The organism is Roseibium algicola (assembly GCF_001999245.1).
GTDB classification, from domain to species: domain Bacteria; phylum Pseudomonadota; class Alphaproteobacteria; order Rhizobiales; family Stappiaceae; genus Roseibium; species Roseibium algicola.
On record NZ_CP019630.1, the window covers coordinates 3447018 to 3468544 of the forward strand.

22 protein-coding genes and 1 tRNA gene are annotated in these 21527 nt (G+C 59.5%); 16 read left to right on the plus strand and 7 right to left on the minus strand.

Features of this window, described 5'->3' with window-relative positions; genetic code table 11:
• The first annotated feature begins 198 nt into the window (after positions 1-198).
• The 5 genes from B0E33_RS15985 to B0E33_RS16005 all read left to right on the plus strand — a co-directional run bounded on the left by B0E33_RS15985 (position 199) and on the right by B0E33_RS16005 (position 4102).
• A complete protein-coding gene (locus B0E33_RS15985; protein WP_023003557.1) occupies positions 199-498 on the plus strand; it encodes a BufA1 family periplasmic bufferin-type metallophore in 300 nt (99 codons plus the stop codon).
• Positions 499-688: 190 nt separating this feature from the next.
• Positions 689-1585 (plus strand): MNIO family bufferin maturase, encoded by an 897-nt coding sequence (gene bufB, locus B0E33_RS15990; protein WP_077291736.1) that lies wholly within the window; start codon positions 689-691, stop codon positions 1583-1585.
• A gap of 1 nt (position 1586) precedes the next feature.
• Positions 1587-2372, plus strand: a complete 786-nt coding sequence (locus B0E33_RS15995) for an HvfC/BufC N-terminal domain-containing protein (protein ID WP_077291737.1) — start codon at positions 1587-1589, stop codon at positions 2370-2372.
• Positions 2373-2415: 43 nt separating this feature from the next.
• Entirely contained in the window at positions 2416-3000 is a 585-nt protein-coding gene (locus B0E33_RS16000) for a DoxX family protein (protein WP_023003550.1), read from the plus strand.
• A 43-nt stretch (positions 3001-3043) separates the two neighbouring features.
• Positions 3044-4102 carry a threonine aldolase family protein gene (locus B0E33_RS16005; protein WP_077291738.1) on the plus strand — a complete coding sequence of 353 codons (1059 nt, stop codon included), beginning with the start codon at positions 3044-3046 and terminating at the stop codon, positions 4100-4102.
• A 109-nt stretch (positions 4103-4211) separates the two neighbouring features.
• On the opposite strand, the gene B0E33_RS16010 is transcribed toward B0E33_RS16005, so the two are convergent.
• Entirely contained in the window at positions 4212-4658 is a 447-nt protein-coding gene (locus tag B0E33_RS16010) for an Hsp20 family protein (protein ID WP_055661173.1), read from the minus strand.
• Positions 4659-4932: 274 nt separating this feature from the next.
• On the opposite strand from B0E33_RS16010, the gene B0E33_RS16015 reads away from it, so the two are divergent.
• Positions 4933-5352 carry a hypothetical protein gene (locus tag B0E33_RS16015; RefSeq protein WP_156912423.1) on the plus strand — a complete coding sequence of 140 codons (420 nt, stop codon included), beginning with the start codon at positions 4933-4935 and terminating at the stop codon, positions 5350-5352.
• A 215-nt stretch (positions 5353-5567) separates the two neighbouring features.
• The gene (locus B0E33_RS16020) at positions 5568-6641 is read left to right on the plus strand and encodes an alpha/beta fold hydrolase (RefSeq protein WP_077291740.1); all 1074 of its coding nucleotides are present in this window, start codon (positions 5568-5570) and stop codon (positions 6639-6641) included.
• Between the two features lie 30 nt (positions 6642-6671).
• Here B0E33_RS16020 and hisN read toward each other — a convergent pair whose 3' ends face one another.
• Complete coding sequence (hisN, locus tag B0E33_RS16025; protein WP_077291741.1) at positions 6672-7478, minus strand: histidinol-phosphatase; 807 nt, start codon at positions 7476-7478, stop codon at positions 6672-6674.
• Between the two features lie 268 nt (positions 7479-7746).
• Positions 7747-8592, minus strand: coding sequence for an N-formylglutamate amidohydrolase (locus B0E33_RS16030; RefSeq protein ID WP_055661267.1), 846 nt, complete (start codon positions 8590-8592; stop codon positions 7747-7749).
• Positions 8593-9036: 444 nt separating this feature from the next.
• Between B0E33_RS16030 and cpdR the strand changes: the two genes are divergently transcribed.
• The 5 genes from cpdR (at position 9037) to B0E33_RS16055 (ending at position 11827) form a co-directional block, all read left to right on the plus strand.
• Positions 9037-9396, plus strand: coding sequence for a cell cycle two-component system response regulator CpdR (gene cpdR, locus B0E33_RS16035; protein ID WP_006932209.1), 360 nt, complete (start codon positions 9037-9039; stop codon positions 9394-9396).
• A 149-nt stretch (positions 9397-9545) separates the two neighbouring features.
• Positions 9546-9620, plus strand: a tRNA-Val gene (locus B0E33_RS16040).
• Positions 9621-9769: 149 nt separating this feature from the next.
• A complete protein-coding gene (gene ykgO, locus B0E33_RS16045) occupies positions 9770-9895 on the plus strand; it encodes a type B 50S ribosomal protein L36 (protein ID WP_006932207.1) in 126 nt (41 codons plus the stop codon).
• A gap of 162 nt (positions 9896-10057) precedes the next feature.
• A complete protein-coding gene (locus tag B0E33_RS16050; RefSeq protein ID WP_077291742.1) occupies positions 10058-10720 on the plus strand; it encodes a tetratricopeptide repeat protein in 663 nt (220 codons plus the stop codon).
• Positions 10721-10819: 99 nt separating this feature from the next.
• Positions 10820-11827, plus strand: a complete 1008-nt coding sequence (locus tag B0E33_RS16055) for an alpha/beta fold hydrolase (protein WP_208997640.1) — start codon at positions 10820-10822, stop codon at positions 11825-11827.
• 57 nt (positions 11828-11884) lie between these two features.
• Here B0E33_RS16055 and pyk read toward each other — a convergent pair whose 3' ends face one another.
• Both pyk and B0E33_RS16065 read right to left on the minus strand, forming a co-directional pair.
• Positions 11885-13321, minus strand: a complete 1437-nt coding sequence (gene pyk, locus B0E33_RS16060; RefSeq protein WP_023003528.1) for a pyruvate kinase — start codon at positions 13319-13321, stop codon at positions 11885-11887.
• A complete protein-coding gene (locus tag B0E33_RS16065; protein ID WP_023003527.1) occupies positions 13318-13755 on the minus strand; it encodes a DUF1036 domain-containing protein in 438 nt (145 codons plus the stop codon). Before B0E33_RS16065 ends, pyk begins: the two co-directional genes overlap by 4 nt.
• A gap of 461 nt (positions 13756-14216) precedes the next feature.
• On the opposite strand from B0E33_RS16065, the gene B0E33_RS16070 reads away from it, so the two are divergent.
• From B0E33_RS16070 to B0E33_RS16080, 3 genes are all read left to right on the plus strand, one after another.
• On the plus strand, positions 14217-15026 hold the full coding sequence (locus tag B0E33_RS16070) for an N-formylglutamate amidohydrolase (RefSeq protein WP_077291744.1): 810 nt from the start codon (positions 14217-14219) through the stop codon (positions 15024-15026).
• A gap of 37 nt (positions 15027-15063) precedes the next feature.
• Positions 15064-15360, plus strand: coding sequence for a DUF1244 domain-containing protein (locus B0E33_RS16075; protein ID WP_023003523.1), 297 nt, complete (start codon positions 15064-15066; stop codon positions 15358-15360).
• A gap of 152 nt (positions 15361-15512) precedes the next feature.
• A complete protein-coding gene (locus B0E33_RS16080; RefSeq protein ID WP_031270542.1) occupies positions 15513-15782 on the plus strand; it encodes a DUF2312 domain-containing protein in 270 nt (89 codons plus the stop codon).
• An 89-nt stretch (positions 15783-15871) separates the two neighbouring features.
• Here the strand turns inward: B0E33_RS16080 and B0E33_RS16085 are convergent, their stop codons facing one another.
• Together B0E33_RS16085 and B0E33_RS16090 are read right to left on the minus strand one after the other, a co-directional pair.
• Positions 15872-17617, minus strand: a complete 1746-nt coding sequence (locus B0E33_RS16085; protein ID WP_439126693.1) for a peptidoglycan L,D-endopeptidase MepK — start codon at positions 17615-17617, stop codon at positions 15872-15874.
• 313 nt (positions 17618-17930) lie between these two features.
• A complete protein-coding gene (locus tag B0E33_RS16090) occupies positions 17931-19505 on the minus strand; it encodes a sigma-54-dependent transcriptional regulator (protein ID WP_077291746.1) in 1575 nt (524 codons plus the stop codon).
• 189 nt (positions 19506-19694) lie between these two features.
• Between B0E33_RS16090 and B0E33_RS16095 the strand changes: the two genes are divergently transcribed.
• Complete coding sequence (locus tag B0E33_RS16095; RefSeq protein WP_075282875.1) at positions 19695-21521, plus strand: M3 family oligoendopeptidase; 1827 nt, start codon at positions 19695-19697, stop codon at positions 21519-21521.
• Positions 21522-21527 lie beyond the last annotated feature (6 nt).

Genomic DNA, 21527 nt, shown 5'->3' on the forward strand with positions numbered 1-21527 from the left:
ATCGTCCGGAAAGGTCAAAACCGACGATAAATATGTAAGAATCTTGCGTTTGTTAAACTTTGTGCAGTTATGCTCGCAAAACAGTCACATGCGTTTGATTTCCTATTTATCTTCAATAGGGTCATCTACGGTGGGTGACTGGCGGCCCAGCAAAAACGCCGGTACGCAGTGATTTTTCAACGACGAGAGGAGATCGAGATGAAGCATAAGGCCATGTCTGCAGCAATTGTTGCCGGTGCGGTGGCAACCGCGGTTGCGGGTCTGTCGTCAACCGTTCCGGCCCACGCCCAGGCCAAGGAAAAATGCTATGGTGTGTCCCTGAAAGGTCAGAACGACTGCAAGGCGGGTGCAGGTACGACTTGCGCCGGTACGTCGACCGTCGACTATCAGGGCAACGCCTGGACCCTCGTTCCGAAGGGCACCTGCGTGACGATGGATGTTCCTGGTGGCCGTCACGGCTCTTTGACCGAACTTACGCGCGACCTGCCGGAAGCCTGATAGGCTTCAGACGGCCGCAACTGCGGCAATCTGGTCAGGCAGGCACCTGCTTATCCCGCACTTGGTGCCGAGGCGGGCAGGGTGCCAGCCCTTTCAAAGTCATGAGCCATGGTGCTTCAGTCAGCCCAGTCTGAAGATGTCCTCAGCCAGTGTGCCTGCCTGACAAAACTTATTCCACCCGGAGGGCTCCATGGTTTCCGATACCCGATCAAACCCGGTTCAGCGCTGCGAGGCGGCTGTTCCCGCGCGCGCCGGAGCCGGTCTGAAGCCGGAGCATGTCGCGGCTATTCTGGAAACGTCCGCGGATATCGGTTTTTTTGAAGTTCATGCCGAAAACTACATGGGGGGCGGCGGTCCGCCGCACCGGCAACTGGAGGCAATCCGCGAGCGGTATCCCCTGTCTCTTCATGGTGTCGGTCTTTCGATCGGCGGTGAACAGCCACTGGACAAGGATCACCTGCGGCGCTTGTCAGACCTGAACAAGCGATATGAGCCGGGACTGTTTTCCGAGCATCTGGCATGGTCGACGCACGACACGACTTATTTCAACGACCTGTTGCCGGTGCCCTATGACGAAGCCACGCTGAACCGTGTGTGCGATCACATAGATGAAGTGCAGGAGACCGTCGGACGGCAGATGCTTCTGGAAAATCCTTCGACTTACGTCGCCTTTGCACAGAGCACGATGAGCGAACTGGATTTTCTGAGCGAGATCGCGCGCCGGACCGGCTGTGGCCTGTTGCTCGACATCAACAACGTGCATGTGTCCTGCACGAACCACGAGAGATCTGCCACAGACTATCTTGCCGCCTTCCCGATGGCTGCCGTCGGTGAAATACATCTGGGCGGTCATGCCCCTGACCGGGATGACGCTGGCCGGCCATTGTTGATCGACGCGCACGACCGGGAGGTGGATCTTGCGGTCTGGCAGCTTTATGAAGATGTCATTCGTTTACAGGGGCCGCTGCCGACCCTGATCGAGTGGGACAACAATGTTCCTGCCTGGCCGGTTCTGCTTGCCGAGGCACAAGCCGCGGATCGCATTCTGGCGCAGCCTGCAGAGGCTGGCAGAAAGCAAGCAGTCTGACATGCGTGGTCCGCTGTCCCTGTCGCAGGTCAATGCCGCCTCGTTTGGGCGTGCGCTGCTCGACCCGCAAATGGCAACGCCCGATGGACTGACTGGTCCGGACGGAGAAACGGCGCCGAAGCGATTCAATGTCTACCGCAACAACGTCATCGTCAGTCTGTGCGAAGCGCTCGGTGAAAGCTTTCCTGCGGTGAAGGCGCTGTTGGGGGAAGAGTATTTCAGGGCGCTTGCCCAGGCCTTCGTGACAGCTCATCCGCCGGTGTCGCCCGTGTTGATCTGGTACGGCGCCGGTTTCGCCGATTTCCTGGACGCGTTTCCGCCTCTCAAGGCATATCCTTATCTCGGCGATGTTGCCCGGCTGGAATGGTCTTGGCTCCAGGCCTATCATGCTGCGGATGCCGCGCCTCTCGATCCGGCAATCCTGGGCAGCATCGATCCGCAAAGACTCGGGCGCGTTCGCTTCGTACCGCATCCGGCGGCGCACGTCGTGACATCTGCCTGGCCGATCTGGGCGATTGCGCGAGCCAACAGGTTTGAACCCGATGGGGCTGAAGCTGTCGATCTTGACGAGCCGCAATCGGTAATGATCACCCGGCCGGACATGGAAGTGGATGTCTATCTGCTGCGTCCGGGCGGGGCTGTTTTCACGATGGATCTCCTGCAAGGGCAGACGCTTGCAGCGGCGGCAAGCCGGGCTCAGGAGGACGACGACGGTTTTTCCTTGTCCGATTGCCTTTCGGACTGTCTTGCAGCTGGTGCATTTTCCGCCCTGCAACTGGATGACTAACACGCATGCGGCAAATGGATGCCGCTTGATCATGGGGGATTAGATGGGTGTGTTGATTGGGTTTTTTGTCAGGCTCTACACGATGGTGTTCGGAGCTCTGGAACGGCTGACAAATGGCTGGTTCATCGGGCTTGCTGCCCGGTTCATTTTTGCCGCGATCCTGCTGCAGTTCTTCCTGAACTCGGCGATGACGAAAATCGGCGGCAACATCATGAACATCTTCACGCCAACCGCAGGTGCCTATGCGCAGATGCTGCCCAAGATGATGGAGCAGGTCAGCTACGACACCAGCCAGATTGCGTTCTTCCCGTATGGTCTCATGGTGCTTCTGGGCACCTGGGGTGAATTTGTCCTGCCGGTGATGGTGGTTGTCGGTCTATTCACCCGCTTCGCCAGCCTCGGCATGATCGTCTTCATCTGCGTCATGACCTATGTCGACATCTATGGCCATGGGGCTGATGCAAAGACGATCGGGGCGCTGTTCGACGGTGAACCCTATGCGATCATCGCCGATGACCGGTTGCTCTGGATCTTCCTGTTGCTGGTGCCGGTGCTCAAGGGGCCGGGTGTCGTCTCGCTGGACTGGCTGCTCGGCCGGTCCTATCGCAAGCGCGAGATGTACTACTGAAAAATCGGTTGCCGGTTGTGATGCCAAGTGATTAAACCGGCACATGAATTTTGCCAGTGACAATTGGGCGGGTGCGGCTCCGGCGGTGATGTCGGCGCTGGCCCGCCATAATGACGGGTTCTCGCCGGCCTACGGCACCGACCCGTTGACCGATTCCGTCTCCGCCACGTTCAACGAGATCTTCGAACGCGAGGTTGCCGTCTTCTTCGTGGCGACCGGTTCAGCGGCGAATTCTTTGGCGCTGGCTTCCTGTGCCAAGCCGGGCGGGGCGATCTTCTGCCATTCCGGTGCGCATATTCAGGTTGATGAATGCAATTGTCCCGAGTTCATGACCGGCGGCAACAAGCTGTTGAGCGTGAAGGGACCAAACGGCCGGTTCTCCGCCGATGCCCTTCGCGAAAAGATGGCACAGGTTCCTGACGGTGTTGTCCACCATGGTCAGGTCGCATCCGTTTCCATCAGCCAGGCAACCGAATGCGGCACCGTCTATACGCTGGATGAAATCGGCGCGATCAAGGATGTCTGCCGGTCCCGTTCGGTGCCGCTTCACATGGACGGCGCACGATTTGCCAATGCGCTTGTGACGCTCGGCTGTTCGGCAGCCGACATGACATGGAAAGCGGGGGTGGACCTGCTTTCCTTCGGAGCCACCAAAAACGGCTGCTGGTGCGCGGAGGCCGTGGTTTTCTTTGATCTGGACGCCGCAAAATCCTTTGAGTATTTCCGCAAGCGCGGCGGTCATCTTTTCTCCAAGAGCCGCTTCGTGGCGGCCCAGTTCGAAGGCTATTTCCAGGATGACACCTGGCTGACGACCGCAAGCCACGCCAACGGCATGGCGACCCGTCTTGCTGAAGGCATTAGGCAGGCCGGAGGGCGTACTGCCTGGGCGGTGGAAGCCAATGAACTGTTCCCGATCCTGAAACGCAGCCAGATGGAAGCGCTTCAGGCGGCCGGTGCCAAGCTCTATGAATGGCCGGCAGAGGGCCTCGCCGAAGGCCACGCCCCGGCGTCGGACGAAGTCTGTGTACGTCTCGTCACCAGTTTCGCAACGACGGATGAAGACGTCGATGCGTTTTTGAAAGTGCTGTCCGGGACGGTCTGAGGGCCGCCTCTCGTGTGCCGAGATGTCTCGTGACGCGCAGGAACATCAAAAAAGGCGCCTGGTTTCCCAGGCGCCCCGATGATGCGATTGCCGCAGTTGAACCAGACGGCTAGTGAGCCGTGGTTTCGATCTGCTTGGTTTCACCACTGGTGATTTCGATCTTGCGCGGCTTCATGGCTTCCGGGATTTCCCGAACAAGATCAACGTGCAGCAAGCCGTTTTCGAGGCTTGCCCCTTCCACGCGAACATGTTCGGCAATCTGGAAGCGGCGTTCAAAGGTGCGCGAGGCAATGCCGCGGTAGAGAATTTCCCGGCTGGCATCTTCTTCAGCTTTTTCACCCTTGATGGTGAGTGTGTGCTCCTTGGCTTCGACGCTCAGTTCGTCGTCGGAGAAGCCTGCCACGGCCATCGTGATGCGGTAGGCGTTTTCGCCCGTGCGCTCGATGTTATAGGGCGGATAGCTCGGCGCTTCGTTGCCGGCGGCATCGAGCATCGAGAAAAGCCGGTCGAAACCGACGGTGGAGCGGTAAAGCGGAGAAAAGTCGAAGTGACGCATGTGTCTGTCCTCTCTTGAGCAACTGATACTTCACTGATGTTGAGCAGTCCTTGGTCCCCCGGATTGGCGGGACAGGCTGCGGTGCAAACCCGGTCTGGCGCTTGCATGAAGAGATTTGGTAATTCGGATTTTCATTTCAAGAGGCGGGAAATGTGGGGCGTCGTGGAAACATGAACGCCACATGAACAGTGCCTTCCGGTTGCGTTCAAGTGGCCCGGTGCATCTTCAATCCAACGTCAGCACGGCGCTGGCGGAACAAACTGGAGATTTGAAGATGTTTGCCAATGTTTCGAAATTGTCCGCCCCGATCGCCGGTGCCATTCTGCTGGTGTCCGCAGGTTTCATCACCACCGCATCCGCTGCCCCGCTGGTCGGAAAGACCCAGATCGAACCGGCAAAAGCCGAGCTGGTGGTCAAGGTCGATCATCGCCGTGGTAACGGGCGCAGTGGCAACTGGAACGGCCGTCACGGTGGTCGCCATTTCGAAATGGGTCCGCGCCAGATCCGCCGCAGCCTGCGTCACCGCGGTTTCGACCATATCAAGATCCTCGACCGCCGTGGTCCGATGTACATCGTACGGGCAAAAGGCTGGCGCGGCATGCCGGTTCGGCTGGTCGTCGATTCCCGCAATGCCAACATTGTCCGCAGCCATCCGATCGGTAAGCGTGGTCACTGGCAGCGCCGCTGGTACTAAGCAGCAGCTACAAGCTGTCTGACACTTTCAGGGCCGGCTTCCCAGGGAGCCGGCCTGAAGCTTGTTGTGAGGGGCGCCTGGCACGGGTATCACTTGACGATGCAAGACAACGCCGGACGGTGCCGGCAGGATCTGCAGGCGTGACGAGTTGTTGACGAAAAACCATTATCTGTTTGAAAAACAAACTCTCAACGAGCCCGAGTGATTCGCAGCGCATGACCTTGATCGACCATCCCGACAATCCGGTGCCCGAAGGGGCGCGATCCGGGTTCGTCACGACGCCGGATGACAAGAAGATCCGGTATGCGCATTGGCCCGCCGCCGGTGCCCGGCGCAAAGGTACGGTGACACTGCTTCAGGGGCGGGCGGAGTTCATCGAGAAATACTTCGAAGTGATCGAGGATCTGCGACAGCGGGGCTTTGCGGTCATCGCCTTCGACTGGCGCGGGCAGGGCGGGTCGCAACGCCTTACCCGCAATCCCCGGCGCGGGCACGTTTCGAACTTCAACAAGTACAAGCTGGATTTGCGCACCGTTCTGAAGGAAGTCTCACTGGCGACCTACCCCGGGCCTCACTTTGCGCTTGCCCACTCTACCGGAGCGCTGGTTGTCCTGTCCGATACGGACCGTCTGCGGACGATGCTGGACCGCGCGGTGCTGACAGCGCCGCTGCTGGGGCTGCCGACGGGAACATGGTCTCCCGGCCTGGTGTCCGGGTTCCGGTCGATCCTGCGCAAGCTCACTCTGGGGCTGTTTGGCCGCCCGGGCCTGAAGGCAACCTCTCCAAAGACGTCCTGGCTGATCGAAAAGGTTGCCATTCCGGTTGCCCGCCTGTTGTCGATGTTCGGTCTTGGCAGATTGTTTGTGCCAGGGGGCAACGCTGAAATTTCAGTGCCCTATGAAAGCAACCGGCAAACGACGGACAAGGCGCGGTTCGAGCGGTTCAACAAGGTGCTGGAACAGGCGCCAGAGCTGGGTGTCGGGTCTCCCACTCTCGGTTGGCTGGGTGCGACCGGTCGCGCCATGCTGGCGCTGCGCCGGCGGGAGGCCGGGCCGAATATCAAATTACCCTGTCTGGTGCTGGCTGCGGGCAACGACCGGATCGTCTCCACACCCATGATCGAGGACTTCGTGGCACGGGCGAAGGCGGCTGCCTATGTGGAAATCGCGGGCGCCGAACATGAGCTGATGATGGAACGCGATGCCTTCCGCGACCAGTTCTGGGCGGCGTTCGATGCCTTTGTGCCCGGTCTTGAAGCCGAACAGGCGCTGGAACGGGCTGGAAGCTGATCCCGCGCCCTGATATGGCCGTGTGGCCGGTCAGGCTGCCTTTGCGAGGTCCCGCAGGAGGATTTCATGCAGACGCGGGTCGCCTGACGCAACGATCTGGCCGCCGTCGGCCGGAGAGCCGCCGGTCCACGTCGTGACAACACCACCTGCTCCTTCAATAATCGGCACAAGTGCAACGATATCATAGGCTTGCAGACCGGATTCGATTACCGCGTCGCCGTGGCCGGCTGCGACCATGCAGTAGGCATAGCAGTCTGTGCCATAGCGGGATAACTGAACGGCCGCTTCGATCTGGTCGAACGCCTGGCGTTCGCCATTCTTGAAAAGTGCCGGTGTGGTGGTGAAAATAGTGGCATCTTCCAGCTTCTCACAGGGCCGGGTTTTGAGCTGCCTGGCACCCAGAGGTCCATCGTACCAGGCCGTCTTGCCGTCGCCACCGAACCGTTCGCCGATATAGGGCTGAACCATCATGCCGAGGCTCGGGACGCCATTGGTCCGCAGGCCGATCAGCGTCCCCCAGGTGGGCAGGCCGGTGATGAAGGCACGGGTACCGTCAATCGGGTCCAGCACCCACACATGTTCAGCGTCGAGATTTTCCGGGCCGTGTTCTTCGCCAAGGATTCCGTGGTCCGGATAGGTCTCGTTGATCAGGGCGCGCATTGCCGTTTCACCGTTCTTGTCGGCGATGGTGACCGGGTCGAAGCCGGCTTTCCACTTGTTGTCGATTGCAAAGCCCTGGCGGAAATGCGGCATGATCGCACCGCTGGCTGCTTCCGCCAGCCTGTCCAGAAACGGGGCAAACAAATTGGAACTGGAAACAGGCCCTGCCGACATCATTACCTCCTGGCTGCGGAAACCGCTCAAAACCCAAATCAACGTGAATTGCCGCTTGTATAACCGGTTCTGCAAAAAAATGAATCTGCAAAACCTGAATGACTGCTCATACTTTGATCAGTTTGAAAGGGCTGTCGGGCTTGACCTTTGTGCGGTGCAATGCGATTTTATTGCGGTGCGATACGTTGTGTCGTACCGCCCTCCTTGGGCGTTTCCTCCCTAGACTCGGGCCGCCTCTTTTGAGAGCGGCCTTTTTTTTGGGTCCGGGGTTTTATTCCGCTGCGATGGAGTCCGCCGGCAAGGCTGCATCCGGCATGGAGGTCAGTTCGCGGGCAAACTGGCAAAGGTTGTGGAAGAGATCCCCGAAGCCGGGGGTCGGCTGGTGGGTTGCCTCGTCCATATAGAGCCCGCGATTGATTTCGATCTGCAGGGCATGCAGACCGCTTGTGGGGCGGCCGTAGTGTTCGGTGATGAAACCGCCCGCATACGGTTTGTTGCGCGAGACGGTGTAGCCCATCTCCTTCAGCACCGAGCAGGCGAACTCCGTCAGGTCGCTGCTGCAGCTGGTGCCATAGCGGTCACCCAGGATGAAATCCGGCCGCGTGTCGGTGGTCTGGCATTTCACGCTTGAAGGCATGGAATGACAATCGATCAGCACGGCGTAGCCGAAGGTGACATGGGTCTGGGCCAGAAGCCGGCGCAACGTGGTGTGGTAAGGCTTGTAGATCTCCTCTACCCGGCTGAGGGCTTCGGATACCGGCAGCTTGTGCCTGTAGATCTCGTGGTTCTCGCTGACGATGCGCGCCACGGTGCCAAGCCCGCCGGCCACGCGGATCGAACGGCTGTTGGCATAGGTCGGCAGACGCCCGTCGAACATCTTCGGGTCGAGCTCATAGGGCTCGCGGTTCACATCAAGGTAGGCCCTGGGGAAATGCGCACGCAGGAGCGGCGCGCCGAGCGGCACGACATGGGCAAACAGATCGTCGACATAAGCATCCTCCGACCGCCGAATGGCTGTTTCGTCCAGGCGGGAAGACGCTAGAAAGCTTTTGGAATATTGCCTGCCGGAATGGGGCGAATTGAAAACGAACGGAACCCTTTGGTCCGCAGGACACAAAACTTCAAACGCTGGGAAGCCGTTAAAGTCCGCCTCGAAAGAGGCTTGTGAAGAAGGCTGCTTGTCGTCCGTCAATGGTGTGTCCTGGTTGCCGCCCGGTGCAGGCCATGGCCCATGGTGCCAAGGAATCGCGGCGCAGTCCACCTTGGTGGGATCAAAAGCCCCGCGGCTGTGGGGAAACATCTGGTGATCGAGGGCAGGAATGGCCAGATGCCACGAATGCCGCAGCCGTACCAATGGCCCGGGAATGCATACGCCACGACGATTTTCCCCGACGTGAGAAGCCGACAGGTTCTCACGAGGCAAGTGATGGTTCGTTCTCAACAAGAGCCTATCCACACCGTGGGGTCGTGATCCAATTCACCCTATCATTCTGTGGAATTCGAGCTATAACCGGCAGAAAGGGAACCGAACCCACACGAACAAAGGACCTGGTCAATTACGATGCCGCGTATCCTGCTTGCCGAAGATGATAATGACATGCGCCGCTTTCTGGCGAAGGCGCTGGAAAATGCCGGTCATGACGTCGTTTCGTTCGATAACGGCAGAAGCGCCTACGAGCGCCTGCGCGAGGAACCGTTTTCTCTGCTTCTGACCGATATCGTGATGCCGGAGATGGACGGGATCGAGCTGGCGCGCCGGGCTACGGAACTCGATCCGGACTTGAAGGTGATGTTCATTACCGGTTTTGCCGCCGTTGCCCTCAATCCGGAATCAGATGCTCCCAAGGATGCCAAGGTTCTTTCCAAGCCATTCCATCTTAAAGATCTTGTCCAGGAAGTGGAGCGCATGCTGGCCGCCTGACAAGGTGTTGACGCGGCGGAAAACAGGGGTTGCGAACCGGGCTGGGGAAATTTTGACAGTTCGGTGAAAAAGGGGGGTTGCACAGTTTGCGGATCCCCGTTATATCGCACTCCACCACGGCGCTGGGGCGTCGGACTACCGAGAAATTCGGGCGTGTAGCTCAGCGGGAGAGCACTTCGTTGACATCGAAGGGGTCACAGGTTCAATCCCTGTCACGCCCACCATTATTGCGCTGATTGAAGTTTCAAGAGGCGCGGATTGATCAGAAGACAGGCGCAGGACCTGCCGCAGCTTCTAGACCAATCCAGTCAAACGTGAGCGCCTTTGGCGCTCATTTGGTTTAAAGAAGCAGGGCCCTTGTGGGGACAGTGACATGAAGATCAAAAACTCGCTCAAAGCGCTCATGACCCGCCACCGCGACAACCGCATGGTTCGCCGTAAAGGCCGCGTCTACATCATCAACAAGAAAAACCCGCGTTTCAAAGCACGCCAGGGCTAATCTTGTTGCCGCGCATCGCGTGGCGGAAGAACTGAAAATCTCTTCCTGAACAAGGCTTTATCTTGTTGCTGGGAGAGGTGGCCAGGTCCCTGCCACCGTAGCGCACGAAGATGTGTCAAATTCCCGGATTGACCGCCGCATCCAACGATCCATAATCGTCGGATGCGGATTTTTGTGTTTGCCCTCCTGTTTCTCGCCGGCGTCAGTCTAGCCAGCGCCCAGCCTGTTCCAGATCTCGGTCCGGAAGCAGAGCCACCTTCTGCCGAAGACTTCAATGCACTTCCCGACGATCTTCCAGAAGACGGCGGGCAGGTGGTCGTCGATGAGAATGATCCGGAAGACGAGAAGTCGCGTCTGGACGAACTCTTTGCCAATCTGGCCAAATCGGACAATCCGAAGGAAGCCGAGCGTATCAGCCGGGAAATCCAGATGCTCTGGATGGATTCGGGCAGTGATACGGTGGATGTGCTGATGTCGCGGGCCGGCAAGGCGATCCAGGCTGACGATCATGCGTTGGCGCTGGACCTTCTGGACACAGTGGTCATCCTGAAGCCGACTTATGCGGAAGGCTGGAACCGGCGTGCGACAGTCCACTACATGACGGAAGATTTCGGCAAGTCCCTGGTCGATATCGAGCGCACACTGGCGTTGGAGCCCCGTCATTGGGGGGCCTTGTCGGGGCTCGCCATCATCCAGCGGCGTCTGGGGTTCGAAAGCGAAGCGCTGGCGACGTTCCGGCGGGCTCTTGAAGTCAACCCGAGCCTGGAAAATGCCACCAAGGCCGTGAACGATCTGGAAAAGGAAGCCGAGGGCGAACCCGCTTGAGGCAAGCCCGCCTGAGGTAAGCCCACTCGAGTAAGCTTGTTCGGTCTGTCTTTATGCCGCCAGGCTTGATTGCTGCGAGCGCGGTGCTATGTCCGGGCTATGATCCCGTTCCTGATTGCTCTTCTTGTCGCCGCCTGTCTGTTTGTCGCCTACTCGCTTTTCAGGGCAAGGCAGATTTCGCGCACCTACACACCTGACGGCAGTCTTGCCGAGGTGAACGGTGCGCAGATGCACTATCACTTCATTCCTGCGTCACAGGCGGCCAGCGAGCGGCCTGTGCTGGTGTTCCTGCATGGGGCCAGTGGCAACGCCTACGACATGAAGTTGGCTTTTGAAGGCGCATTCAAGGGGCGCTATTCGCTTCTTTTCATCGATCGTCCGGGGCTTGGGTTCTCGCAGCGCTCCAGAACGGGCCGGAACACGCCTGAAAGCCAAGCGGAACTGATTACCGGATTGCTCGCGAAACTCGGCATTGGGACATCAGTGGTGGTGGGGCATTCGCTCGGCGGAGCCGTGACGGCAGCTGTGGGCCTTGCTGCTCAGGAGCGGGTGAAGGGGCTGGTCTTCCTGGCTCCTGTCAGCCATGTGTGGCCGGGCGGCGTCAACTGGTACTACAAGGTTGCCGCGATGCCTGTCATCGGTTGGCTGTTTGCCTGGACGCTGACGATCCCTGTCGGCGAGCGGCTGGTGCCACAAATGCTGAAGCATGTTTTCCATCCGGATCCGCCACTTGCCGGCTATGCGGCGTCTGTCCGTCTGCCGCTGCTTTTCCGTCCCGAAAGCTTCCGCTCGAACGCGGCGGACATCTGCAGCCTGAAGGAAGCTGTCCGGCAACAGTCCCGGCAGTATGGAAAGCTGGGGCAGCCGTCGCTGATCATCACGGGTACGAAAGATACGGTGGTCTGGCCATCGATCCATTGTGAAGGCCTTTTGCAGGATCTGCCGGATGTGGAGCTGCTTATGCTGGGCGCGGCCGGTCATATGCCCCAGCATACGCATGCGGATGAAATCGTGTCCGGTATCGACAGACTGGTGGCGCGGATAGAGGCATCAGAGGACAAGGCGGGAGCGGCTGAAGCCAGGGCCGGGACATTGCGCACGGCATGAAAAAGGCGGCCTTGAAGCCGCCTTTCGTCATCCGGTTTGTTTTAACCGATTAGATCGTCAAATGCCGCCCTGGCCGTCGTTGCCGACGAAGGCAATCCGCAGCATGTTCGTGGAGCCCGGAGTGCCGAACGGCACACCTGCGGTCACGATAATGCGCTGACCCGGTTTCGCAAACCCTTCGGAGAAGGAGATGCGGCAGGCGCGGTCGATCATGTCTTCCTCGTTGGCGGCGTCTTCACTGACCACACAGTGCAAGCCCCAGCCGAGCGACAGGCGGCGTGCAGTTGCAAGCACCGGCGACAGAACGATCACCGGGCTAGCCGGACGTTCACGTGAGGCGCGCAGGCCCGTTGCGCCAGACGTCGTGTAGCAGACGACAGCAGCAAGGTTCAGTGTTTCGGCAATCTGCCGGGCCGCTGCCGAAATCGCGTCGGCGCCGGTGGCTTCCGGCTCGGTCCGCTGTGCGTAGATGATCGTGCGGTAGTTGGGATCCTGTTCCACCTGCTGGGCGATCTTGTCCATGGTGGACACTGCCTCAATCGGGAATTCGCCTGCAGCGGATTCGGCCGACAGCATGACGGCGTCTGCGCCTTCGAACACGGCGGTGGCAACGTCGGACACCTCGGCGCGGGTAGGCACCGGTGCGTTGATCATGGATTCCAGCATCTGTGTGGCGATCACAACCGGCTTGCCGGCACGGCGGCAGGCGCGGGTGATGCGCTTCTGAAGGCCGGGAACCTGTTCCAGAGGCAGTTCAACACCCAGGTCGCCACGGGCAACCATGATGGCGTCGGACAGTTCGATGATCTCGTCCAGCCGGCCGATGGCCTGCGGCTTTTCGATCTTGGCCAGGACGCCGGCGCGGCCACGGGTGATCTTGCGCACTTCGGCAATGTCGTCCGGGCGCTGCACGAAGGACAGGGCCACCCAGTCGACGTTCTGGTCGAGGGCGGCGATCAGGTCCTTGTGGTCCTTCTCGGTCATGGCGCTGGTTGCGATTTCCGAATCGGGAACGCTGACGCCCTTGCGGTCGGACAGCTTGCCGCCGACGACGACTTCCGTCACGGCCCTGGTGCGGTCGGCTTCCAGAACCTTGAGCTGGATCTTGCCGTCATCGAGCAGCAGGCGGTGGCCCGGCTCGAGAGCCTGAAGAATTTCGGGATGCGGCAGGTGTACCCTGTCGACACTGCCGCCGGACTTGTCGGCGTCCAGCGTGAACGTTGCGCCGTTTTCCAGCATGACCGGACCGTCGGCAAACGTTCCCACACGCAGCTTGGGTCCCTGCAGATCGGCCAGAATGCCGATTGGTCGTCCAACCTTCTCCTCAACAGAACGGATGCGTTCAACGAGCATCTTCAGACGATCATGATCGGTATGGCTCATGTTGATGCGGAACACGTCCGCACCGGAGCGATACAATTTTTCGATGATGTCTTGTTCTGAGGAGGAGGGTCCGAGAGTTGCAAGAATTTTGACTCGCCGGTTACGCCTCATCGCCCACCTGTCCCCTGTTGCACGGGTTCGGTCAGCTGGACCGTCCAGCTGCTCTGTTCGCCCGTGTCGATTTCAAAAAAGCCTGTCCGCTCGAATCCGCGAGCCACACAGTCCTCAATTCCACGAATGGTGAATTCCTTTTCCCGGGTGCACATGAACGCCCGGCCACCCCATTCGCCGAATTGGTCATAATCAACTGCGTAGATGTAATAGTATCGTGACACCAGCGCCCCGGGTACCAGGGTCTCGCAGGAATTGGAAGCAAGGTTCCACCAGCCTTCGGTGACCCAGTCGGTCTTGTCCTTGTAGCCGATGGCTACACCAACCTGACTGTCGGTCTTGTTGCAAAGGCGCAGATCAGCTCTGGCTTCGTCACTGGATGCGGAGAAAAACAGCACGGTGAGGAATGCAGCAAAGGCAAATTTCACAGGCACGCTGATACATGCCCGAGACTCGCCCTGGTTCCGTTCCCCAACCTTAAACATATGCAGTCGTTCGCTTTGCTGCTTTACAGACATTCGCTTTTTGCGTCGACAAGGGGGCCTTGTCAACGTCGTTAACGGGATACGGAGCCTTTCGCCCAGACTTGTTTCCCGAACCGTCCGGATTTTTTGTCCAAATGAACAGTCCCACCCCCTATGCCGTCAGAAATGGGGCGGGAACATGGCCGCTCCGCCTCAGATCGGTGTTAGCTGTCAATAAAGCGTATACCGCGTTGTACACACCTTGGCAAAAACACAGGTGCCTTGATTGCAAGGAAGGGTGTGGAAGGTGTGGATGGCCTGCGGTGTTGCCGCCGGAAAGCGGTGTTTTCGGGCTTGGTTCCTTCGCCGGTTTGCCGTAAACCTGACCGCCTGCGCGATAGCGAGCCATAAAAGTTTCCACGAAGCGAGACATGATAGAACCAGCAGCCGAAACCGGCCGGGCCTTTCAGCCGACCGAATACGTAAAGGGCGATTTTACTTCCGGATTGCTGCTCTTGTGCGATCACGCCCGCAACACGGTCCCTGAGCCTTATGGCGATCTCGGCGTTCCGGCCGAACAGTTCGAACGCCATATCGGTTATGACATCGGTGCGCGCGCGGTCACGCTCGAACTTGCAAAGCGACTCAATGCACCAGCTTGCCTGACCACCTATTCTCGGCTGCTGATCGATCCGAACCGGGGCGATGACGACCCTACACTGATCATGCGCCTGTCGGACGGTGCCGTCGTGCCGGGCAATGCAAAGGTCGACACGAAGGAGCGGGCGATCCGCATCGACCGATTCCACAAGCCTTATCACGACCTCATCGACCAGACGCTGGATGCCATGATGGAAGTGAGCGAGCCGCCGGTGATCGTCTCCATTCACAGTTTCACGCCGGTCTGGCGCGGCGTGCCGCGGCCCTGGCATGTCACCGTTCTGTGGGACAGCGACCCACGAGCCGTTCAGCCCATGCTTGAAGGCTTGAGAGCGCAGGAAGACATCGTCGTCGGTGACAATGAACCCTACGACGGAGCTCTCAAAAACGACACAATGTACCGGCACGCAACCCGCCGGGGAGTGGCACATGCGCTTCTGGAACTGCGGCAGGATCTGATTGCCGACGCGGCTGGAGCGCTTGAATGGGCGGACCGACTCGAGCCGGTTCTGAGAAAAATTGCCGGCATGTCCGACTGCCGGCGGATTCAGCATTTCAAGTCGCGTAGCGACGCTGCTTAAGGCCGGGCCACCGGTCCGGGACAGGGAGACCTTCGGGATGGACGATCAGACGAAACTCGAACTGGAAGCTGCGGTTTTCAGACGCCTTGTGGAACATCTGCGTGGACGGACGGACGTTCAGAACATCGACATGATGAATCTGGCCGGTTTCTGCCGTAACTGCCTGTCCAACTGGTATCAGGACGCGGCACAGGACAAGGGCGTTTCCCTGGAAAAATCCGAGGCCCGCGAAATCGTCTACGGCATGCCTTACGACGATTGGAAGGCCAAATACCAGACCGAGGCGACTGCGGATCAGCAGGCCGCCTTTGAAAAGAACAAACCCCAACACTGAGCCGGAAGTTGCGTCGGCTTGCTTGGCTGCTTGACGGCCAATGCGGAGTCTGGCAACGCACGGCCAGGTTATTGACGGCGGCTCATATCAGCCGCGGCCATTGAGACCGCGCACTGCGCGACAAGGAAGTACGAGAAGGAGAAACAGAAAACATGTCCGATCCCGGTGGAGTGGCAGGCGACCAGCTGCGCGCGTTTGTAGAGCGTATCGAGCGTCTTGAAGAAGAAAAGAAAGTCATCTCCGATGACATCAAGGACGTCTATGCCGAAGCCAAGGGCAACGGCTTTGACGTCAAGATCCTGCGGAAGGTCGTTTCCCTGCGCAAGAAGCAGCCGCATGAGCGTGAAGAGGAAGAGGCGGTTCTCGACCTCTACCTGCATGCACTTGGCATGGCTGGTGGTGCTGGCGGCGGCGAAGGCTGACAAGCTGCGGTAACCGCGGTTCACGACAAGAAAAAAGAGCGGCTGAAAAGCCGCTCTTTTTTATGCTCAATCTTTTACTGGTCGATGCTTCAGCGCGCGAAGCGTACCGGAAGGATGACCACTGCCGGACCGTCGAATCGGTCTGTGCGCAGGTCGCCGTAAGGATTGTTTTCAAAGCTGGCGGAGACAAAGCGGTTGCCCGGCATCATCACATTCTTCAGCTGGCGCTGGTTGGGATGGCTGAGCCACGCGAAGGTCTGATGACGCGTGGTGCCTGCGCCGGACAGAAGCGTCGGAGCGGATTTGTCCGGCAGGCTTGCAAACCCGGCAAGCGGATCGACAATCTGATCACGCGGGATGCGGCCTGAAACGGACTGCTGGCGTGCAGGGGCTGTCTTGGCGGTGGCACCGGCTGCCGGCCGATTGGCCTGTGCCCGTGCCGGTTCGCTTACCGACGGACGCAGCGAGCGGCTCAGGCTCGTCGGTGCTGCAGAGGCCGAAGCATAGGCGAGCGTCGTTTCCGAACGCGGTGCAGGCACCGGAGAAGGTACGGAAGTACCCGTTGCCGCGGCAATGGCTGCGACCGGATCATCGGTCGGAGCGGAGCCCGGAACGGGGACATCGCCGGTCAGGCCGAGATTAGCCGCTGCAACCTTGGCAGCATCGCTAAGACCCTTGCTGGGTTTCTGCTGCGGCGTGCGCGAGGCTACCTGGAACCGCGAGTCGATTGCTTTCTCGGGAGCCGGGTTTGCACCTTGTGTCGGCGCGCCCGGTTGCCCGGTCTCGATTGCAAACCGCTGTGCATCAAGCGTGTTCGGTGCGGGCGGAGGCGTCTTGCTTGCCGCCACGGCGGGAATATCTGCAGGCGGTTTCACGATCGGCGCGTTGCTGGCCACGACAATCGGTGCTGCTGCCGGTGCTTCCGGTTCGCTTTCCAGGACCTTCCGGCTGGGAACAGGCGGATTTTCGATCACCACAGCCGGGGCTTCGGCAACCGGTGCCGGCGTCGTGTTGCCAACTGCGCCCGGACGTTTGGATGTGTTGTCACGGTTGTTGCCGCCGCCAAAGAGGCTGGCAAACAGGTTGCCGCCACCGGAGGACGCATTGTCATCCTGCGCGGTTACCGGAATCGGTTTGCCCGGGCGGGTCAGATTCTGGTCGCGCGTGCTCAGGCCATTGGAAGAGCTTGAGCGCGTGTTGGACGCGACGATCGTCGGTTTGGAACTTCTCGACCGGCCGGACTTGCTTTCGGCGAGCGCAACCTTGTAGCCGCTCATAGGTTTGCCGTCGGACGGAAAGTGGAGTGTCTTGCCGTCCGGGAACACGCGAGCCAGTTCGGAACGGCTCATGCGCGGCCAGTGACGGACACTGCCGGTGTCCATGTGCACGAAGGGGGAACCGGATCTCGGATAATAGCCGACGCCGCCCACTTCCTTGCGCAGGCCGGTGGCACGCAGGGTGGCAAGTTTCACGCCGGGAATGAAAAAGTCCATCGCCTTGCCGAGCGTGTGCTGGCTGTTCTTGGCAACGCCAGAGGACCGCTTGCGCAGCATGTTGTTGGTTGCGGGAGACCGGTAGCTGGAGACGACGTGGATCGGCTGGCTTGCGCCCACCTTCTGGTATACTTCCCAGACCAGATCCAGCAGTTCCGGATCGATCTTGGTCATTTCGTTACGGCGCCAGTCGCGCAGGAAGCGGTTGGCTTCGCGCAGACCATCCGGCAGATAGCGGCCGTTTTTCTTGAAAGTAATCGACACACGCTCTTTGGTATGCGTGTTGTACAGCTTCAGGGTACGCGTCTCGGCCTGGGCAAAGGTCACCAGGCACACAGACACAACAGCAAACGCGCCGGCCGCTTTCGCGGCACGCTTCAGCCAACCGACGGCGTCGAAATCAACTAACCGTGTACGCAATCTCTATCTCGCCGTTTTCAGAGGGCTTTCACCCATCCCGTGCTCCCCAGCAGGATGCATAGCCTAGCTGCCGCAGGTTAAGAAGTTTTTACCCTATTTTCGCTTCGCTGATAATCGTTGCAGAACTGCAACGGCGCAAGCGCGTAGTGCAAAAACGCTCCGGTAGCGGTGGTTACCCGGAGAATGCGTCAAAATATCGTCGAAATCGACAGTTTGCGCTATGATTTGCCTCAATTCAGGCTGCCGCGTCCTTGCCGCTCTCGTCCAATCCGTATTCCTTGAGCTTGCGATAGAGCGTGGATCGGCCGATTCCCAACCGTTTGGCAACTTCTGTCATGCGTCCGGAATAATGATTGATCGCTGCGCGAATCAGTTCCTCCTCGATATCGGTCAACTTGCGGACATGACCGTCCTGATCGAGGTTGCGCATGAAACCGAAGGGCGCCGCTTGCTCAAAACCTGCCTGAGGGGCAGGAGCCGAGGGGGTGTGGTGCGGCGGAACCGAGGGTTCGCTCGGGCGGACCGGTGCTGCGGCAAGATCGCCTCCGGACAATCGATCCGGATAGGCCGTCTGTGCCTGAGGCTGGAGCATTGCGCCCGGGGTGGCGGTCTGTTCCGTTGCCGCGGCAACCTGCGGAAAATCGTTGATCGTCAGTTGCGGGCCGTCGCACAAGACGACAGCGCGGAATACCGCGTTCTCCAGCTGCCTGATATTGCCCGGCCAGTGATACTCCTGGAGCATCGCGAGCGTGTCCGCGGTGACGCCGGCCACCTGAGGCTTGCCTTCCTCTGCCGCGAACCGGGCCAGGAAATGGCGGGTAAGCGCGGGAATGTCCTCTCGCCGGTCGCGCAACGGCGGGATCCATATCGGGAAAACGTTGAGCCGGTAATAAAGGTCTTCCCGGAAGACACCTTCCTTCACCTGGTCGATCAGGCGGCGGTTGGTTGCCGAGATCAGACGGAAATCCACTTTCACCGGACGGCGAGCGCCGATCGGGTCGATCTCGCTTTCCTGCAGGGCGCGCAGCAGCTTGACCTGAACTTCCTGAGGCAGTTCGCCAACCTCGTCCAGGAACAGCGTTCCGCCATGAGCTTCCTGAAACTTGCCGACATGCTTGTCGACCGCGCCGGTGAACGCGCCTTTCTCGTGGCCGAAGAGAATCGATTCGACCAGATTGTCGGGAATCGCACCGCAGTTGACCGTGACCAGAGGTTTGGATTTGCGGTCGCTGGATCCCTGAATGGCGCTGGCGATCATTTCCTTGCCGACGCCGCTTTCCCCCTCGATCAGGATCGGAATGTTCGACGCGGCGGCGCGCTTGCCCAGATTGATCACCCGTTCCATGGCCGGCGAGTGGGTGATGATGTCGGCGAAGGTCAGTGTGCCCGAAGCCTGTTTGCGGATCCGGGTGATCTCGCCTTCCAGAGCGGATGTCTTCAGAAGATTGCGGATCGAGACATTGAGCCGTTCCGGCGCCACCGGTTTGACCACGAAATCCTGCGCGCCCGCATTCATGACGTTGACCACGGTATCGATGCCGCCATGGGCGGTCTGAACGATGACCGGCGTTGCGTTCTTGTCGGAGCGCAGACGTTCCAGAACGCCCAGGCCGTCAAGCTCGGGCATCACCATGTCGAGAATGATCAGGTCGATCTCGCTGGCTTCCGGGCTCGACATGATGCGCACCGCTTCGGCACCATTCTCGGCCGTTTTCGACCGGTAGCCGAATTTTTTCACGGCTTCCTGAAGCAACCTGCGCTGGATGGGATCGTCGTCAACAATGAGAATTTTGCCGCTGAGTGCTTGCATTGGCGGTTTCGCTCGTCCCGAATTGTCTCGTTTCGAACCATTCTGGTCGCAATTGGGTAAACAAATCGTCCAAGTGCAGGCAAAAAAGTTTTCACAGTCAGATTGCAGGCGGGCCTTTTCCCGGCCTACTAATTCTAACAACAGAAGATTGCCGGACCCGTTCGTCCGCAGACGCACCGGAGAAAAAACTTGCCCATCCCACATCCCGTCCATGCCCCCCAGGCCGCCGCTTCAGGAGATCTCGGAGCGCTTCCCGAATGGGACCTCACGGATCTCTATCCCGCGGTCGACGCGCCGGAGGTTGCTGCCGACCTGAAGGAGATCCTGGAGCGGTCGAAAACCTTCGAGACGTCCTACAAGGGGCGACTGGCCGACATGGCCCAGACCAATGTTCCCGCGCTGGTCACGGCAATTCGCGCCTATGAGGAACTTGAAGACCTGATGGGCAGGCTGATTTCCTTCGCCGGCCTGGTCTATTCGGAAAACACGATCAAACCTGCGTCGCAGAAATTCTACGGCGACGTGCAGGAGCAGATCACGACGGCAAGTTCGCATCTTCTGTTCTTCACGCTGGAGATGAACAAGATCGATGACGGCGTGATGGAAACTGCGCTTCAGGACAGCCAGTTTGCACATTACCTGCCGTGGATCGAGGATCTGCGCAAAGGCAAGCCCTATCAGCTGGAAGACCGGGTGGAGCAATTGTTCCACGAAAAGTCCGTCACGGGCGCGGGTGCCTGGAACAGGCTCTTCGACGAGACGATGGCCTCGCTGACCTTCGATGTCGACGGTCAGGAACTGTCGATTGAACCGACGCTCAACATGCTGGTGGATCCTTCGCCCGATACCCGCCGCAAGGCGTCGGAAGCTCTGACGCAGACCTTCAAGGAAAACCTGCGCACCTTCACGCTGATCACCAACACGCTGGCCAAGGACAAGGAAATCTCCGATCGCTGGCGGAATTTCACGGACATTGCCGACAGCCGCCATCTTTCCAACCGGGTCGAGCGGGAAGTTGTCGATGCGCTGGTGGCAGCCGTGCGCGACGCCTATCCGCGCCTGTCGCATCGCTACTACAAGCTGAAGGCAAAGTGGCTGGGTATGGACCAGCTCAACACCTGGGACCGCAACGCACCTCTGCCAAATGCCGACACGCGAGTGATCCCCTGGGATGAAGCGAAGGACACGGTGCTGTCCGCCTACAGTGCCTTTTCACCCGACATGGCGGAAATCGCAGGCCGGTTCTTCGACCGGCGCTGGATCGATGCGCCGGCCCGCTCCGGCAAGGCGCCCGGTGCGTTTGCGCATCCGACAGTGCCAAGCGCACACCCCTATGTGCTGGTCAACTACCAGGGCAAGATCCGCGACGTGATGACCCTTGCCCATGAACTGGGCCACGGCGTTCACCAGGTGCTGGCGGCACCCAACGGACCGCTGATGGCGCCGACACCGCTGACCCTGGCGGAAACGGCCAGTGTCTTCGGCGAGATGCTGACGTTCAAATCCCTGCTTGCCAAGGCGGACAACCCGCAGACCCGCAAAGTGATGCTGGCCTCCAAGGCGGAGGACATGATCAACACGGTGGTGCGCCAGATCGCCTTCTACACCTTTGAGCGCAAGGTTCACACGGAACGGCGCAATGGCGAGCTGACGTCGGACAAGATCGGTGAATTGTGGCTGTCCGTGCAGGGCGAAAGCCTTGGTCCGGCGATCAAGTTGAGCGAAGGCTATGAAACCTTCTGGACCTATATTCCGCACTTCATCCATTCGCCGTTCTATGTCTATGCGTATGCCTTTGGCGATTGCCTGGTGAACTCGCTTTATGCGGTTTACGAGGAAGCGGAGACCGGATTCCAGGAGAAGTATTTCGATCTGCTGAAGGCTGGTGGTACCAAACACCATTCCGAACTTCTGGCTCCGTTCGGACTGAGCGCGGTCGATCCGGATTTCTGGAAAAAGGGCCTGTCGGTGATCGAGCGGATCATCGACGAACTCGAAGCTCTGGAAGAGGCTTGACGCGGT

Excerpts from the sequence above, each read along its gene's own strand:
- cpdR (WP_006932209.1), top strand. The coding sequence starts at position 9,037 with ATGCCGCGTATCCTGCTTGCCGAAGATGATAATGACATGCGCCGCTTT.
- bufB (WP_077291736.1), top strand. The coding sequence starts at position 689 with ATGGTTTCCGATACCCGATCAAACCCGGTTCAGCGCTGCGAGGCGGCT.
- B0E33_RS16050 (WP_077291742.1), top strand. The coding sequence starts at position 10,058 with ATGCGGATTTTTGTGTTTGCCCTCCTGTTTCTCGCCGGCGTCAGTCTA.
- B0E33_RS16005 (WP_077291738.1), top strand. The coding sequence starts at position 3,044 with ATGAATTTTGCCAGTGACAATTGGGCGGGTGCGGCTCCGGCGGTGATG.
- B0E33_RS16080 (WP_031270542.1), top strand. The coding sequence starts at position 15,513 with ATGTCCGATCCCGGTGGAGTGGCAGGCGACCAGCTGCGCGCGTTTGTA.
- B0E33_RS16055 (WP_208997640.1), top strand. The coding sequence starts at position 10,820 with ATGATCCCGTTCCTGATTGCTCTTCTTGTCGCCGCCTGTCTGTTTGTC.
- B0E33_RS16090 (WP_077291746.1), bottom strand. The coding sequence starts at position 19,505 with ATGCAAGCACTCAGCGGCAAAATTCTCATTGTTGACGACGATCCCATC.
- B0E33_RS16015 (WP_156912423.1), top strand. The coding sequence starts at position 4,933 with ATGTTTGCCAATGTTTCGAAATTGTCCGCCCCGATCGCCGGTGCCATT.
- B0E33_RS16010 (WP_055661173.1), bottom strand. The coding sequence starts at position 4,658 with ATGCGTCACTTCGACTTTTCTCCGCTTTACCGCTCCACCGTCGGTTTC.
- ykgO (WP_006932207.1), top strand. The coding sequence starts at position 9,770 with ATGAAGATCAAAAACTCGCTCAAAGCGCTCATGACCCGCCACCGCGAC.
- B0E33_RS16070 (WP_077291744.1), top strand. The coding sequence starts at position 14,217 with ATGATAGAACCAGCAGCCGAAACCGGCCGGGCCTTTCAGCCGACCGAA.
- B0E33_RS15985 (WP_023003557.1), top strand. The coding sequence starts at position 199 with ATGAAGCATAAGGCCATGTCTGCAGCAATTGTTGCCGGTGCGGTGGCA.
- B0E33_RS16000 (WP_023003550.1), top strand. The coding sequence starts at position 2,416 with ATGGGTGTGTTGATTGGGTTTTTTGTCAGGCTCTACACGATGGTGTTC.
- hisN (WP_077291741.1), bottom strand. The coding sequence starts at position 7,478 with ATGATGTCGGCAGGGCCTGTTTCCAGTTCCAATTTGTTTGCCCCGTTT.
- B0E33_RS16075 (WP_023003523.1), top strand. The coding sequence starts at position 15,064 with ATGGACGATCAGACGAAACTCGAACTGGAAGCTGCGGTTTTCAGACGC.
- pyk (WP_023003528.1), bottom strand. The coding sequence starts at position 13,321 with ATGAGGCGTAACCGGCGAGTCAAAATTCTTGCAACTCTCGGACCCTCC.
- B0E33_RS16020 (WP_077291740.1), top strand. The coding sequence starts at position 5,568 with ATGACCTTGATCGACCATCCCGACAATCCGGTGCCCGAAGGGGCGCGA.
- B0E33_RS15995 (WP_077291737.1), top strand. The coding sequence starts at position 1,587 with ATGCGTGGTCCGCTGTCCCTGTCGCAGGTCAATGCCGCCTCGTTTGGG.